Genomic DNA, 15,015 nt, shown 5'->3' with positions numbered 1-15,015 from the left:
TGGGCTCACGACGCCTCGCGCATCGTGAGCCCACCGAGTTCGACGACGTACTGCCCGGCTGCGTCGTCCCACGTCACCGAGTAGGTGGTGGGGTAGTAGCCGGACTGCTGATACGCGCTCGGCTGCCGCAGTTCCTCGTGCAGGTCGGGCCGGGACGCCAGCCAGTCCCGGGTCATCATCGGCTCGATGAAGACGTGCCGGCCGTCCCACGAGCCCTGCAGGACCGTCTCGGTGAAGTGCCCGTGCGGCTCGGCGGTGTCGAGCCAGTGCAGTCCCATGTTGGGGACGGTGCCGAGAATCGGCTGGGGGTCCGACGGCGCGTAGCCTTCCGGGAGGTACTTCGGGTCCGGCAGCTTCGCCGCCCGCTCGAGATACCCGGGGACGAGCGGGTTGATCGACTCCACCGTCGCGGTGTCGACGAGGTAGAAGTGCACATCGAAGTGCGGCTGGTCGAACCCGTGTTCCGGATTGTGGCCGTGAGAGTTCCAGTCCAGCGTGACATGGTCGACGACCGTCGCGGGCGCCCCGTCGGGAACGTCGAGCACGTAGGCCTCGGTGGTGGGCAGCAGACCGCTCGTGAGGCCTTCGAGAGCGGCGGCATCGAGGCGGACGCCGATCGCGGTGGGGGTGTCGTCGGGTCCGACGGTGACGTACGTGTGCGCCGATCCGTTACCGACGGGGCGGGGCGGGCCGTCGACGGACGTGGAGCCCTGGGCTCCGGCCACGGAACCGACGACGAGTGCCGTCGCCGTCGCCGTCACGCCGACGACTCCGAGCACCGCGAACGTGCGAAGGTGCACCACTGTCACGACTCCTCTCGCATGGTGAGTCCACCGAGTTCGACGACGTACTCCTGCGCCTGGTCGTCGAAGCTCACCGAGTAGGTGGTGGGGTAGTACGCGCTCTGCTGATAGGCCTCGGGCTGTTTCACCGGCTCGTCGATCGTGGGCCGGGTGAGCAGCCAGTCGCGGGTGAGCATCGGCTCGATGAAGGTCCATTCGCCGTCCCAGGATCCCTCGATGAGGATCTGGGTGAAGTCGTACTGTCCCGGCGCGATCGGCAGGGTGCCGTCGACCCAGTGCATCCCCATCTGCGGGACGAGCGCCATCTCCGGCGGACCGGCGGGCACGTAGTCGGCCGGCATGTACCGGGCTTCGGGCATGTTGGCCGCCGCGTCGGCGTACCCGGGTGCGGCCGGGTCGATCTCGGAAATCTGCTCGGCGCCGATCATGTAGAAATGGATGTCGAAATGAGGCTGGTCGAACAGTCCCACCGGTTCGTGCCCGTGCGGGTTCCAGTCCATGGTCAGGTGGTCGAACGCGGTCTCGTCCGCCTCGGCCGGGAACTCGAGCGTGTGCACCTCGAGGGCGTCGGAGAGGCCGTCGAGCGCCGTCGCCGAGAAGCGGACCCCGATCGCCGCGGGGGCACCGTCGTCGCCCTGCTCGACGTAGGTGCGGGCCGTGCCGTCGCCGACCTCGACGGTGGGGCCGTAGGAGTAGGGCTCGGATTCCGTGTCGGATCCGCTGGAGCAGCCGAGCAGCAGGGTGAGCACGGTGCCGGCCGCGATCGCGATCCCGGAGGCGCGAGAGATCGGGTTGGTGCGCATGGCGAACCTCTTCCGGTGGGCTGAGAAGCAGGGTAGACCCGGCCGGCGGGTCCGTTGTGCGGAATCAGGCGATCGTGTGCGGACCGATCCCGCCCGTCTTTTCTTGACTAATTCCAGAAAAGGGGCATACTGGGGTCATGCAACGAGCGAATGAGCACCTCGACCCCCCGGCGCAACTGCGCTCCGTGGGTCTGCGGGTGACCGCTCCGCGTGTTGCCGTGCTCGGTGCGGTTGCCGCGCACCCCCATTCCGATGCGGACGAGATCGCGGCCGCGGTGCGGAGCGAACTCGGCTCCGTCTCCACGCAGGCGGTGTACGACGTGCTCAAGGCGTGCGTCGGGGCCGGGCTCCTGCGCCGCATCGAACCCGCGGGTTCGCCGGCCCGGTACGAGACCCGGATCGGCGACAATCACCACCACCTGGTGTGCCGCAGCTGTGGCGCGGTCACCGACATCGAGTGCGTCGTCGGAGCGGCGCCGTGCCTCGAACCCTCGGACGACCACGGCTACGTCGTGGACGAGGCCGAAGTGACGTTCTGGGGACTGTGCTCCGACTGTCGAGAGTCTTAGTCCCGCACCATTTCTCCACTCCGACTACGACCCGCACCGCGGCGACGTGGCGCGGAGCGTGCACCCTTCCAGAGGAGGATCACCGTGACGAATCCTTGCCCCACCACCAACAACGTCGGCATTCCGGTCGCGAGCGACGACGAATCGCTCACCGCAGGAACGCAGGGCCCGGTACTGCTGCACGACCACTACCTGATCGAGAAGCTCGCCCACTTCAACCGCGAACGGGTCCCGGAGCGTGTCGTGCACGCCAAGGGCGGCGGCGCGTTCGGCGAACTCGTCGTCACGGGCGACGTCAGTGCCTACACCAAGGCCAAGCTGTTCCAGCCGGGCGCGAAAACCGAATCCCTCGTGCGTTTCTCGACGGTCGCCGGGGAGCAGGGCAGCCCCGACACGTGGCGCGACCCGCGCGGTTTCGCGGTGAAGTTCTACACCGAGGACGGCAACTACGACCTCGTCGGCAACAACACCCCGGTGTTCTTCGTCAAGGACCCGATCAAGTTCCCCGACTTCATCCACTCCCAGAAGCGGCTACCCGGTTCGGGTCTGCGCGACCACACCATGCAGTGGGACTTCTGGACGCTGCGACCCGAGAGCGCCCACCAGGTGACGTGGCTGATGGGTGACCGGGGCATCCCCCGAACCTGGCGCCACATGGACGGTTTCGGCTCCCATACCTACCAGTGGGTCAACGCCGCCGGAGAGCGGTTCTGGGTCAAGTACCACTTCAAGACGAACCAGGGCATCGAATTCCTCACGCAGGCCGAGGCCGACCGCCTCGCCGGCACCGACCCCGACTACCACCGCGCCGACCTCCACGACGCGATCGAGCGGGGCGAGTTCCCCAGCTGGACGCTGAAGGTGCAGATCATGCCGGTGGCCGAGGCGGAGGGGTATCGCTTCAACCCGTTCGACCTGACCAAGGTGTGGTCGCAGCGCGACTATCCGCTGATCGAGGTCGGCACCTGGACGCTGAATCGCAATCCGCGCAACTTCTTCGCCGAGATCGAGCAGGCCGCGTTCGCGCCGTCGAACATCGTGCCGGGCATCGGCCTGTCGCCGGACAAGATGCTGCTCGGCCGCGTGTTCTCCTACGCCGACGCGCACCGCTACCGCATCGGCGCGAACCACGCGCAGCTGCCGGTCAACGCGCCGAGGAACGAGGTGAACTCGTATTCCAAGGACGGCGCCATGCGGTACTCGTTCAACGACCCGGGCGCCCCGGTGTATGCGCCGAACAGCTTCGGCGGCCCGCACGCCGACCCGCAGGCCGCCGGCGACGAAGGTTTGTGGGAGTTCGGCACCGAGGCGGTGCGGGCCGGCTACGTCCGGCATGCCGAGGACGACGACTTCGGTCAGGCCGGCACGCTGGTCCGCGAGGTGCTCGACGACGCGGCCCGTGAGCGGCTGGTGGGCAACATCGTCGGCCACATCCTCGGGGGGACCGCGGCGGCGTTGTACGAGCGGATCTTCGAATACTGGTCGAACGTCGACGCCGACCTCGGCAAGAAGGTCGAGGAGGGCGTGCGGGCGGGCCGGGCCTGACCTCCCGTCAGAGAATGCCCCACCAGTAGAGGAGGGTGGCCAGTATCCACACGATGACCGTCTGCATCACTCTGTCCTCCCTCGATACGGATTCTTCCTCCATCATCCGCCCGCGCGGCCGCGGCTGCCACGGACACTCCGGGCCGAAGGGGCCCCGTATCCACTTCGTTGCCTGCGGCCGCGCGGAACTCGGTCACCGCGTCGAGCGTTGAAGCGGGGGAGATATGTCCGAAGCACGGCCGGCGCGCGACGTCCGTCGCCGCCGGGAGGCACATCGACACGGATAGGAGCTCGGATCATGACCGGACCGATCACCAGCACGTTGAGCCCGGACCAGCAGAAGGTCGCCGGGGACGCTCTGCAGGGCACCCTCGTCGACATGATCGACCTGAGCCTGATCGCCAAGCAGGCGCACTGGAACGTCGTCGGCCCGCAGTTCCGCAGCCTGCATCTCGCGCTGGACGAGATCGTCACGGCCGCCCGCACCTACACCGACGAGGTGGCGGAGCGCCTCACGGCGATCGGCGTCAGCCCGGACGGACGGGCCACCACCGTCGCCCAGGACTCCGGCACCACGGGTTTCGGCGCGGGCTGGACCAAGGACGAGCAGGTCGTCGCGGCGATCACCGACAACCTCGCGGCCGTCATCGGACGCCTGCGCGAGCGCATCGCGGCGACGGACGAGGCCGACCCGGTCACGCAGGACCTGCTCATCGCCCAGACCGCCGGCCTCGAGCAGGCGCACTGGATGTGGCAGGCGCAGCTCGCCTGAGCCGTCGAGTGCGAGAGGGCCACCCGTTCCCGCGGGTGGCCCTTCGTGTGCGCCGGGCGATCGAACACCTGTGTTACTGAAGTGTCGGATGTGATTGCTACGTTGGCATCGGTTCGTTCTTCGATCGAAAGGTGCCTGCAGCGATGGTCATGGGTCCCACCCACGCGGTGTCCGGGGCGCTGGTCGGCCTCCTCGTCGCCGACGTGCTGCCCCGCGAGTGGGGCGGGCCCACATCCACGGCCGAGACGTTCGCGTTCGCCGCGGTCTGCGCCGGTTCGGCCCTCCTGCCGGATCTCGACACGCCCCAGTCGACGGTGGCGCGGTCCTTCGGGCCGGTGAGTCAGGTCGCGGCGCGCGGCATCGACAACCTCTCGCTCGGTTACTACACGCTCACCAAGGGCCGCCGCGACCGCAGCCGTCGCGGCGGGCATCGCACGCTGACGCACACGGCCCTGTTCGCGGGCCTGCTGGGGGCGGGGGTGTCGACGCTTGTCGCCCGGTTCGACCGGGTCGCGGTCGTCGCCGTCCTGTTCGTCACGCTCGGCCTGGCGCTGCGCGGGCTCGCGGACGGATGGGCCAAGCGCAACGGCTGGCTCGTGGTGACCGCGACCTCGGCGGTGCTGTCGGTGCTCATGTGGAACTGGTTCCCCGGAGAGGTCGGTTCGGTGGGCCTCGGGGTGGCAGTGGCGCTGGGATGCGCGACGCACTGCCTGGGCGACGCCGTCACCAAGGAGGGCATACCGTTCCTCGCGCCGTTCCTGCCGTGGCGCGGCGAGCGCTGGTGGGAGATCAAGATGCCCGGGTTCCTTGCCATCCGCGCCGGCGGCGCCTTCGAGCTGGCGATCCTCGGTCCAGGGCTGACGATCGCCGCGTTCGCGATGGCGGTGTGGTCGATCGACGGCGCGCCGGAACTCCTGCGGGAGGCCGTCGGCGTGTAGGTCCTCGAGGGTGCTCACCTGCGCAGCGACGCGGCGATGCGATACACGGCGGGCACTGTGTACGCCCAGTCCTGCAGCGACAGGTAGGCCGACGTGGGGACGAGCACCACATGCCGCAGCCCGGCCTCCCCGAACTCCCGCAACCGCGCGGTGATCCGGCCCGGTGTGCCGACGAGGAATCCGTATTCGGTGACCTCCGGGGGCACCGCCGCGAGCGCCTCCTCCCACCGGGCCCGGTCGTAGCGTTCCGGGATCACGTCGACCGAGCCGCGGAACTCCGGCCCGAAGGGATGTACCGCGCCGGCCGCAGCCCAGTGCTCGGCGGAGAACAGCAGCGTCCAGTACCGCATCATCCGGCTGTGCAGCATCGCCTGCGCCCGCTTCTGTGTGGGGGCGACGAGGATGTAGGCCACCAACGCCGGCACGATCCGGTCGGGGTCGCGACCGGCCTCGGTGGCGGCGGTACGGATGCGCGCCAGTTTCGCCCCGTACTCGTCCGGGGTGCGCAGTGCGATGGTCATCGGCAGCCACCCGTCGCCGTAGCGCCCGGTCAACTGCAGCATCCGAGGTCCGTGGGCGGCGATCCAGATCTCCGGGGTGCGCCCGGGTGGGGCCTGCAGGTCCATCACCGCCCCGTCCAGGTGGAAGTGCGTGCCGTGGAAGTCGAACGGGCCGTGCGAGTCGAAGCAGCGGCGGACGATCTGCACGGCTTCGGCGAGTCGGTCGACCGGGTGGGCCTGCGACAACCCGTACGGGTCGATGTTCATCCGCTCCCCGCAGCCCAGGCCGAGGATCGGCGCGCGCTTGGTCAGATGCGCCAGGGTCAGGGCGGCCTGAGCGAGCAGCACCGGGTGGCGCCGGATCGGCTCGCTCACTGCCACCCCGAGCCGCATCCTCCCCGCAGGGGCCGCCAGTGCCCCGAGCAGGGTCTGGTAGTCGAACACCTCGTGCGGACTCGACACCTGGTCGCTGAAGCGGGTGAAGGTCCTGTCCCACAGGGCGGTCGGGAAGAACTCCTGGAAATGGTCCCAGACGAACAGCGACGTCAGCCCGCCATACCTCGCCAGCGCCGTGATGACCCGCACCTCGCGCCACGGTGGGTTGGACGAGGTGTACATGCCGGTATCGATCGTGGTGGACGTCATGGCGTTCCCTTCCGGGCCTGTCCGTTCACCGGCGGCCGGCGGTGCTCTGACGCCGCCGTGCAACGGCACTCTGTCGCCGCCGTGCAACGGCACGCTGTCGCCGCCGTGCAACGGCACTTGCCACTGTCTGCCCGTGACCGGGTGCGGGGCTAGGGTCCTACGTCCTCGCTCCGGTCGTGGACGGCGGCGTTCAGCCGGTTCGGCGGCGCATTACGGAACCACTGGCATCGAAAGAGAACTTGTTCTATTTTTGCTCTGTTTCTGCCTCTTCCCAGATCGGAGCCCAGCCCGGTGGACCCCCGCGACGCCCGGACGGACGGCGACCCCGCCTCGACCACGACCCTCAGCCGACGAGCCCTCCTCGGCGCCGCCGGTGCCGCCGGTGCCGTCGCACTGACCGGCCTCGCCTGGACCCCCGCCGGTGCGGTCCCGGCCGGCGATCCGCGCGCCACCATTCCGGCACCGCCGGAGTTCCCCGCAGACATCCCGCTGGCCCAGCAGCGCTTCGAGAACTGGGCCCGGACGATCCGCTTCGACGCGGTGTGGACCGCCACCGCACGCGATGCGCACGACGTCGTGCGCATCGCCGACTGGGCCCGCGCCCACGGTTACCGCGTCCGGCCGCGCGGCACCATGCACAGCTGGAGCCCGCTGACCGTCGTGCCCGGCGAGAGCGTCGAGAAGATCGTGCTGATCGACACGATGGTGCACCTGAACGCCGTCACCGTCGATCCCGCGGGAACACCCGCCACCGTCACCGCCGGCGCGGGTGCGAGCATCGAGTCGATCCTCGCCGCGCTCGAACAGCACGGCCTCGGCTGGGCCAATGCCCCCGCGATCGGCGACATCACCATCGCGGGCGCGCTGTCGATCGGCGCGCACGGCGCCACCTATCCGGCCGCCGGGGAGCGTGCGCTCCCCGGCCAGTCGTTCGGCTCACTGTCGAACCTCGTCGTCGCCCTCACCGCCGTCGTGTGGAACGCCGCCGCCGGCGCCTACGAACTGCGTGAGTTCCGTCGGTCCGAACCCGAGATCACGCCCCTGCTCGCCCACCTGGGCCGCAGCTTCGTCACCTCGGTGACCCTGCAGGCCGGGGCCAACTACCGGCTGCGCTGCCAGAGTTTCACCGACGTGCCGTGGCAGGAACTGTTCGCCCCGCCCGGTTCCCCGGGCCGTACCTTCGAGCGGTTCGTCGAGGAGTCCGGCCGCGTCGAGGCGATCTGGTTCCCCTTCACCGAGACGCCGTGGCTGAAGATCTGGTCGGTGTGCCCCGAGAAGCCACCGACCGCGCGCGAGGTGCACGGCCCGTACAACTACTTCTTCTCCGACAGCATCCCCGAGGAGGTCACCACCCCTCTCGGCCGGGTGGCGAGCGGGATGCAGGCTGCCACCCCGGCCTTCGGTGCCGGCCAGTTCGGGGCCGTCGCCGCCGGTCTCGCCGCCACCGGCACCGCCGACCTGTGGGGCTGGTCGAAGGACCTGCTGTTCTACCTGCGGGCCACCACGCTGCGCGTCATCGCCGGCGGTGGGGTGGTCGTCACGCGGCGCGCGAACATCGCCCGCGTCGTCCACGAGTTCACCACCTGGCTGCACGAGCGGATGACCCACTACGCCTCGCTCGGGCAGTATCCGGTCAACATGCCGTTCGAGGTGCGACTGTGCACCGTCGACGACCAGTCGGAGGTGCTCGTCGATTCGGCCGGAGCGCCGAATCTGTCGGCCGTGCGTCCCCGTCCCGACCGGCCCGACTGGGACACTGCCATCTGGATGAACGTCGTCTCCATTCCCGGCACCGCGGGGCAGTCCGCGTTCTTCCGGGAGATGGAGCAGTGGATGGCCGACCACTACTCCGGTGACTACGCCGCCTTCCGGTCCGAGTGGTCGAAGGGCTGGGCGTTCGACGAGCAGGGGGGGCACCGGGATTCGCGGTTCCTCGGCGAGACGATCCCGGCGATGTACCGCACCGGACTGTCCGCCGACGAGGGCTGGGACGCGGCGCGCGCGGCGTTCGATCGGCACGATCCGCACCGGGTGTTCAGCAACGGTTTCCTGGACCGGCTGCTGCCGCCGGTGTAGGGGCCATGGGAGGGGGTTCCGGTACGGTCCGAGGGCACGGTTCGGTTTCGATCCGGCCGCTTGCGCCTTTCACAACTCCCACACCGGTCACATCCGTATACATTTGCCCCGTTCCATGTGAGTCGACGGTGGGAGCGACGTGCGGAAGTTCGAGACGGGGAAGAAGGCGGGCGGTCACCACGCGGCTCGACGCCACGTCCGCCGTGGATCCGTCGCGGCCGCGATGTCGCTGCTCGCCTTCCTGATCGCGCCGGCGCCACCCGCCGCGGCGAACCCGATCGTCGAGCCCGTCGCGGCCGACCCCAGCATCGTGCGGGCGCCCGACGGGGCGTACTACATGTACACCACGGGCGACGACTGGGGCGACGGCCGGGGACTGCGGGGGATGTCCGTCTTCAAGTCCTTCGACCTCACGGACTGGATGTACGTCGACGACGTGTTCTCCGAGATTCCCGGATGGCATCCGGCGAACAACTACGTCTGGGCTCCCCACGTGATCGAGTCGGACACCGGGTACAGCCTCTACTACGCGCTGCCGGACGGGGCGAATCCGTGCATCGGCCTCGCCACCGCACCCGGACCGGCCGGCCCGTGGACCGACCTGGGCCGCCCCGTGTTCTGTGCCGAGGACGTCGGCGTCCAGGGCACGATCGATCCGTTCGTGTGGGACGACGGCACGACGAAGACGATGTTCGTCGGGAACTTCAAGGGCGTCTACGCCATCCCGCTCGCCGCGGACGGAACCGCGCCCGCAGGCGAACCGGTCCGGGTCGCGGACGAACGCTTCGAGGGGCCGCACGTCGAATACCGCGACGGCTACTACTACCTGTTCCTCTCCTCCGGCCACTGCTGCAACGGCGCAGACACCGCCTACCGGGTGCTCGTCGGCCGGTCCGAGTCGTTGACCGGCCCGTACGTCGACCGCAAGGGTGACGACCTCGACGGCGGTGGCGGCGCGCTCATCCTGGCCGGCAGTGATCCGTGGGCGGGACCCGGGCACAACACGGTGGTGACCGACGACGCCGGCGACGACTGGATCGTCTACCACGCGATTCCCCGCGACGATCTCCAGCTTCCCAGCGGTGCCCAGCGACGGGAGGGCATGATCGACCGGATCGTGTGGGCCAACGGCTGGCCGGAGATCGGCGACGGGTCCCCGTCGTCGACCCGCCCCGACGTTCCCCGGACGGATCTTCCCGTGCGCGTCTCGCTCACGGCCGACACGGCCACGACGCTGCCCGCCTCGGGCGGGGTGATCGAAGCCACCATGCTCGTCGAAGCACCCGGCGACGCGCCCTACACGGGTCAGGTGTGGGGCAGCGCGGTCCGTCCGAACGGCGAGGAAGGCGAACCGGTCCTGGGCCCGATCGACGTCGATCTGGCGCCGGGGGAGACCCGCGAGGAGCGAATCGCCTTCACGGTGAGCGACAGTGCGGCGAACGGCACCTACGGCCTGTACGCCTTCGCCGGCACCCACGGTGTGGAGACGGTCGAGTTCGGTGCCGTCACCGCCCGCAAATCCGACGGGCTCTCGGACGTCGGCGAGTCCCTCGACGTGGTGACACTGCGAGTGCGCGAGACGGCCCGCTGACCGCGTGGTCCCACCCCGGCGCGCCGGGGCTTCGGCGAGACGGGGGAGCCACCCATAATCGAGGGATGGATCGAGCCTCCTATCCGGCGCTGTTGCGCGCAGACACCGAGCGGCTGCTCGCCGCCGGCGAAGGCCGGCTCGACCGGCCGGTCCCGACCTGCCCGCGCTGGTCCGTCGAACGGCTTCTCGGGCACGTCGGCCGAGTGCACCGGAACGCGGCGGGCTGGTTGCGCACCGGCGGTCGCACCGAGATCCCCCCGGCTCCGGCCGGGGCCGCCGTCGTCGCATGGGTGCGGGACGGACTCGAGGAGCTGACGGAGGCCGTGCAATCGGCCGATCCGCAGGTCGACGAGCAGACCTTCGCCGGACCGCAACCGGCTTCGTTCTGGGTCCGTCGCATGGCGGTCGAGACTGCGCTGCACCGGATCGACGCCGAACTCGCCGCGGGCGAGGGCACCACGCCCGTCGACACCGCGCTGGCCGTCGAGGGCATCGACGAACTCTTCGGGGTGCTGCTCCCGTTCCGTGCCCTCGGCGGCGCGGGGGCCCTCGGTGGGGCGGGGAGTGCCGGGTCGCCGGCCGGGTCGGGGAAGACGATGCACCTGCATGCGACCGACCCCGCCCTCGCCGCCGGCGAGGGCGAATGGTTGATCACCTTCGATGCCGACGAACCTTCCGTCGTCCACACCCACGCCGAGGGGGACGTCGCGGTCCGCGGGCCGGCGTCGGATCTGCTGCTCCTCCTGTGGAACCGGGCGTCCCTCGATCGATTCGACGTGTTCGGTGACGCCGCGCTGCTGACCTGTTGGCGCGACGAGGTGACGATCTGACGCCGATCTCGGTTACTGCCGTGCGAGCAATCGCTCGAGGTCGTCGAGAACGAGCATCGCGCCGGTCGGGCCGAGTGCGAGGAACCACGTCTCGTCGCTCACCGCGACGGCGCGCCCCTGCTGCACGGCTGTGAGGCTCGACCACAGCGGGCCGCCGACGACCGCCGCCTCGTCGGTTTCCCTGCCGTAGCTCGAGTAGAAGATCCGGTCGCCGTCCGCCTCCGTGATCGTTTCCGGGCTGACCTCGGCCGCAAGTTCCTCGATGTCCTGGACCGGCGGACGTCGCAGCCCGACGTCCTGCAGGATGACGCCGATGAACGAGAGGTTCCCGTACAGGCGGATCTTGCCGGACATGAACCGCACGAGCGAGATGCTCGGATCGCCCTGAATCGAGTCCCGCACCTCGTCGGCGCGGCTCTGGTAGGCGTTGAGGACGGACTCGGCCTTCTCCTCCTCGCCCAGCGCGTCCGCGACGAGCAGGAAATTCTCCTTCCACGGGAAACCGGGTCGGATCGAGAACACGGTCGGGGCGATGGCGGACAGCTGCGGGTACATCTTGTCCGCGCGGAGCTTGCTGCCGACAATCAGATCCGGCCGCAGCGCGCCGATGGCCTCGAGATCGAGGTTGTTGATCGTGCCCACGTCGGCCACACCGGCGAGCCGGTCCGCGAGGTACGACGGCTGCTCCGCCGCGCCCTCGGGACTCGCGAGGCCCACGGGTGTGAGGCCGAGGGAGAGGACGTCGTCGAGTTCGCCGCCGTCGAGCACGACGACGCGCTGCGGCTTGGCCGCGATCTCCGTCTCGCCGAGAGCGTGGGTGACCACGCGGGGGAACCGGCCGGGTTCCGCGTCGCTGCCGAGCTTCGCCGTCTCCTCGTCGGCGGTGGCGAACAGCCGGCCGCCGGTGGCCACGTCGGTGTTGCCGGAGCCGGTGTCGCGGGTCGACTCGGCCGCGCCGCCGCACGCCGCGACGGTGAAGGTGACGAGCAGGGCCGCGGCGGTGAGGCGGCCGAGGTGTCTGAGCTTGTGCATGAGGGCAGGCTATCCTTGCCTCATATCCTCCGTGGCCCCACCCCCGGAGGATCAACCCGTTGTCGGGGTCCCTCGCCGGCGGTTGCGCCGGTCGATGTGCAGGGTCCGCAGAACTGCCCGACGGCCGGGTCGCGGGACTGCCGGCGGAACGGCCGGCGCGGTAGTCGGGGAGCGGAACTTCAGTTCGGAGGCGGTTTCCGGGGCGTCATCGGAGGTCGCGCGCAGGAATCGATCAGGCAGAGCGAGCTTGTGGATCGTGCGCAGCGTCAGAAGGTACTGCCGGACGAGCGAGCCGGTGGTGTACGGCAGATCGTACTTCTCGCACAGCGCCCGGACCTTCGTGGAGATCTCTGCGTAGCGGTTGCTGGGCAGGTCCGGGAACAGGTGATGCTCGATCTGGTAGCAGAGGTTACCGCTCATGAAGGCCATCACCGGGCCGGCGTGGAAATTGGCGCTTCCGAGCATCTGCCGGAGATACCATTCCGCCCTTGTCTCGCGCTCGAGCTCGACGAGGGTGAACTTCTCGGCGCCGTCCGGAAAGTGCCCGCAGAAGATCACCACGTACGACCACAGGTTCCGGAGCAGATTCGCGGCCAGGCCGGCCGTCAGGGTGCGCCGCCAGCGACGACCGCTGAGGGCGGGGAAGACCAGGTAGTCCTTGAGTGATTGGCGGACAACCTTTCCCAGCAGTGCCCGGTTGTGGTCGGTCTTCTCGGCCGCGCTGCCGGCGTGCTCGTTCACGGAGTGCAGACCGTGCAGTGCGATTCCCCACTCGAATGTGGTTGCCAACAGCAGGTTTCGCAGCGGTTGCGCCAGATTGCCCGGATGCCAAGGCTGGTCGCGGGTGATCCGGATGACGCCGAAGCCGAGGTCGTCGTCCATGCCGACGACGTTGTTGAAGACGTGGTGGCGGTAGTTGTGGGAGTACCGCCACTGTGAGGAGAGCCCGGCCATGTCCCATTCCCACGTGGTGGAGTGGATCTCCGGGTCGTTCATCCAGTCCCATTGCCCGTGCGAGACGTTGTGGCCGATCTCCATGTTCTCCACGATCTTGGCCCCGGCGAGGGCCGTCACCCCCAGCGCCCACCCGGCCGGCGCCTTGCTGGCGCATATCATCAACCGCGCAGCGACATCCAGCGCACGTTGGAATGCGATCGTGCGCCGGATGTAGGCGGCGTCCGCCGCGCCGAGCGACTCGGTGACGTCCCGGCGGATCCCGTTCAGCTCGGTGCTCAGCGCCTCGACGTCTTCCGCGGTGAGGTGCGCATATTCCTTGATGTCGGAGATCGCCATCGTGTTCTTTCCGTATCGAGTCCGCAACGTGCGATGCCGGATTCGGCCCCGCACGGCAGGACTGAATCAGTAGTGGTTGCGGCGGCTTGCCACGGCGTACTCCGTGGAGTCGGGTGCCCGCTCGCTGTCGCTCGGCCCTCCGGGCCCGACGATCACGGCAGCGAGCAGGGGGTTCGGTCGCAGAACGTCGATCATGGCGGCCTCCAGGCCTGGGGTGTAGACCCAGTCAACACCCGCAGCACTCGAGGTGTCAACACTGTAGACCTACAGCATAGGGCTACAGTGGAGGCGAACGGAGAGGAGTCCGTGATGCCGAAGGTTCCTGCGGGCCGCTCGATCGGATTCGACGACGGCAGGTCCGGCAGGAACACTCGAGCCCGGGAATTGATCCTTGCGTCTGCGCTCGCGATCATCGATCGCGACGGCGTCGAGGGGCTTTCGATGCGCCGCCTCGGCAAGGCTCTCGGCCGGGATCCGATGACCCTCTACCGTCACGCGCCGAACAAGGCCGCCCTCCTCGACGGAGTCGCCGAAATCGTCCTCGAGCAACTGGTCGTCGACCCCCGCGACGGCGACTGGGAAGATCAACTACGCACGGTTGCAAGGGATTTCCGGCAACTTGCCCTCGACCACCCGCACGTGGTTCCGTTGCTGGTCACCCGCCCCCTGTCCACACCCCTCGCACTGCGGCCGCTCGGCACGCTGCGTCCGCTCGAAGGCATCCTGACCTTGCTCACCCGGGCCGGATTCTCCGCGGCCGAGGCGTTACACGTCTACCGGGCCTTGTTCGGATTCCTCCACGGTCACGTCCTCGACGAGCTGCAGGAACTCGTCGAGCAGCCCGAGGAGTCCGACGACCTGCTCCGCCTGGGACTGCATCGCCTGCCGATCGACGAATTCCCCCTCCTGCGCAGTCTCGCGCCGATACTGGCCTCCTACGACGGCGCCGCCGAATTCGAACGCGGCCTCGACCTCTTCTTCTCCGGCCTGAGGGCAACTCTGGACTCCGGGGGCGGCCGGCCGTCCGGATGAGCCGCCGGCGCCGGCCGGACCTACGAATCCGCCAGCGTGCGCATGATGCCGTAGGCGTGATCCGGTTCGGTGTCGGGGGACAGGAGTACCAGCACGAGTTGGGTGCCGTTGCATCCGAGGAAGTACATCGTGTGCGGTGGTTGTCCGGGTGCCGGCTCGCGCAGTGCGATACCGCCGGAGTCGAGGTCGAACTCGTCGATTCGCTTTCGCGATATCTGCAGGGCGTTCCAGTCGAAGCAGACCCGGGCAACGGGGCCGAGTCGCAGGGTGAGCGCGGAGATCAGGTCGTCCAGCTCATCGGTGAGGTTCGCGGTCCAGGGGAACCACGAGCCGTCGATCGGGGACGGTGGTGCCGAGTTCGGCCGGAGCAGGAAGCGGGGAGTCTGGGTCGGGGTGGGAAATCGAGCAGGGGGGCGGTGCGACGGTACGGGGCGCTCGGGCGGGCCGGAGCGATTCCCGTTGCTGTGGGTGATGGCGTGGTTGTGCGTCATGAGACGCTCCTTGCGCGGCCTCGAGGAGGCCGACTTGTCACCGGGAGGCGTCGAGCCGGGCGCTCGAGGCGGGGAACGTGCCGGTCTGCTCACCG

General features: G+C 69.3%; 15 protein-coding genes. 8 read left to right on the top strand and 7 right to left on the bottom strand.

Annotated features, from left to right (window positions below; translation table 11 throughout):
• Positions 1 to 5: 5 nt before the first annotated feature.
• Positions 6 to 803 (bottom strand): DUF5602 domain-containing protein, encoded by a 798-nt coding sequence (locus OCS65_RS26190; protein WP_006945634.1) that lies wholly within the window; start codon positions 801 to 803, stop codon positions 6 to 8.
• 2 nt (positions 804 to 805) lie between these two features.
• Positions 806 to 1,606 carry a DUF5602 domain-containing protein gene (locus OCS65_RS26185; protein ID WP_263508113.1) on the bottom strand — a complete coding sequence of 267 codons (801 nt, stop codon included), beginning with the start codon at positions 1,604 to 1,606 and terminating at the stop codon, positions 806 to 808.
• Between the two features lie 137 nt (positions 1,607 to 1,743).
• On the opposite strand from OCS65_RS26185, the gene OCS65_RS26180 reads away from it, so the two are divergent.
• From OCS65_RS26180 to OCS65_RS26165, 4 genes are all read left to right on the top strand, one after another.
• A complete protein-coding gene (locus OCS65_RS26180; protein ID WP_044476473.1) occupies positions 1,744 to 2,175 on the top strand; it encodes a Fur family transcriptional regulator in 432 nt (143 codons plus the stop codon).
• Between the two features lie 84 nt (positions 2,176 to 2,259).
• Complete coding sequence (locus OCS65_RS26175; protein WP_263508111.1) at positions 2,260 to 3,720, top strand: catalase; 1,461 nt, start codon at positions 2,260 to 2,262, stop codon at positions 3,718 to 3,720.
• A gap of 298 nt (positions 3,721 to 4,018) precedes the next feature.
• Complete coding sequence (locus OCS65_RS26170) at positions 4,019 to 4,492, top strand: Dps family protein (protein ID WP_006945630.1); 474 nt, start codon at positions 4,019 to 4,021, stop codon at positions 4,490 to 4,492.
• Between the two features lie 143 nt (positions 4,493 to 4,635).
• On the top strand, positions 4,636 to 5,430 hold the full coding sequence (locus tag OCS65_RS26165) for a metal-dependent hydrolase (protein ID WP_006945629.1): 795 nt from the start codon (positions 4,636 to 4,638) through the stop codon (positions 5,428 to 5,430).
• 14 nt (positions 5,431 to 5,444) lie between these two features.
• On the opposite strand, the gene OCS65_RS26160 is transcribed toward OCS65_RS26165, so the two are convergent.
• Complete coding sequence (locus OCS65_RS26160; RefSeq protein ID WP_006945628.1) at positions 5,445 to 6,575, bottom strand: LLM class flavin-dependent oxidoreductase; 1,131 nt, start codon at positions 6,573 to 6,575, stop codon at positions 5,445 to 5,447.
• Positions 6,576 to 6,866: 291 nt separating this feature from the next.
• Between OCS65_RS26160 and OCS65_RS26155 the strand changes: the two genes are divergently transcribed.
• The 3 genes from OCS65_RS26155 to OCS65_RS26145 all read left to right on the top strand — a co-directional run bounded on the left by OCS65_RS26155 (position 6,867) and on the right by OCS65_RS26145 (position 11,072).
• A complete protein-coding gene (locus OCS65_RS26155) occupies positions 6,867 to 8,651 on the top strand; it encodes a cholesterol oxidase substrate-binding domain-containing protein (protein ID WP_006945626.1) in 1,785 nt (594 codons plus the stop codon).
• A 139-nt stretch (positions 8,652 to 8,790) separates the two neighbouring features.
• On the top strand, positions 8,791 to 10,242 hold the full coding sequence (locus tag OCS65_RS26150) for a family 43 glycosylhydrolase (protein WP_006945624.1): 1,452 nt from the start codon (positions 8,791 to 8,793) through the stop codon (positions 10,240 to 10,242).
• A gap of 65 nt (positions 10,243 to 10,307) precedes the next feature.
• On the top strand, positions 10,308 to 11,072 hold the full coding sequence (locus OCS65_RS26145; protein WP_065923090.1) for a maleylpyruvate isomerase family mycothiol-dependent enzyme: 765 nt from the start codon (positions 10,308 to 10,310) through the stop codon (positions 11,070 to 11,072).
• A 12-nt stretch (positions 11,073 to 11,084) separates the two neighbouring features.
• Here OCS65_RS26145 and OCS65_RS26140 read toward each other — a convergent pair whose 3' ends face one another.
• The 3 genes from OCS65_RS26140 to OCS65_RS26130 form a co-directional block, all read right to left on the bottom strand.
• Entirely contained in the window at positions 11,085 to 12,104 is a 1,020-nt protein-coding gene (locus tag OCS65_RS26140; RefSeq protein ID WP_006945587.1) for an ABC transporter substrate-binding protein, read from the bottom strand.
• Between the two features lie 51 nt (positions 12,105 to 12,155).
• Complete coding sequence (locus OCS65_RS26135) at positions 12,156 to 13,397, bottom strand: fatty acid desaturase family protein (protein ID WP_006945580.1); 1,242 nt, start codon at positions 13,395 to 13,397, stop codon at positions 12,156 to 12,158.
• A gap of 66 nt (positions 13,398 to 13,463) precedes the next feature.
• On the bottom strand, positions 13,464 to 13,592 hold the full coding sequence (locus OCS65_RS26130) for a hypothetical protein (protein WP_006945579.1): 129 nt from the start codon (positions 13,590 to 13,592) through the stop codon (positions 13,464 to 13,466).
• Positions 13,593 to 13,706: 114 nt separating this feature from the next.
• On the opposite strand from OCS65_RS26130, the gene OCS65_RS26125 reads away from it, so the two are divergent.
• On the top strand, positions 13,707 to 14,429 hold the full coding sequence (locus OCS65_RS26125; protein WP_006945577.1) for a TetR/AcrR family transcriptional regulator C-terminal domain-containing protein: 723 nt from the start codon (positions 13,707 to 13,709) through the stop codon (positions 14,427 to 14,429).
• A 20-nt stretch (positions 14,430 to 14,449) separates the two neighbouring features.
• On the opposite strand, the gene OCS65_RS26120 is transcribed toward OCS65_RS26125, so the two are convergent.
• Positions 14,450 to 14,920 (bottom strand): DUF5994 family protein, encoded by a 471-nt coding sequence (locus OCS65_RS26120; RefSeq protein ID WP_006945575.1) that lies wholly within the window; start codon positions 14,918 to 14,920, stop codon positions 14,450 to 14,452.
• Positions 14,921 to 15,015: the final 95 nt, after the last annotated feature.

The sequence above is a fragment of the Rhodococcus aetherivorans genome (assembly GCF_025722975.1).
GTDB classification, from domain to species: domain Bacteria; phylum Actinomycetota; class Actinomycetes; order Mycobacteriales; family Mycobacteriaceae; genus Rhodococcus; species Rhodococcus aetherivorans.
This window is presented reverse-complemented; position numbering and strand designations above follow the sequence as displayed.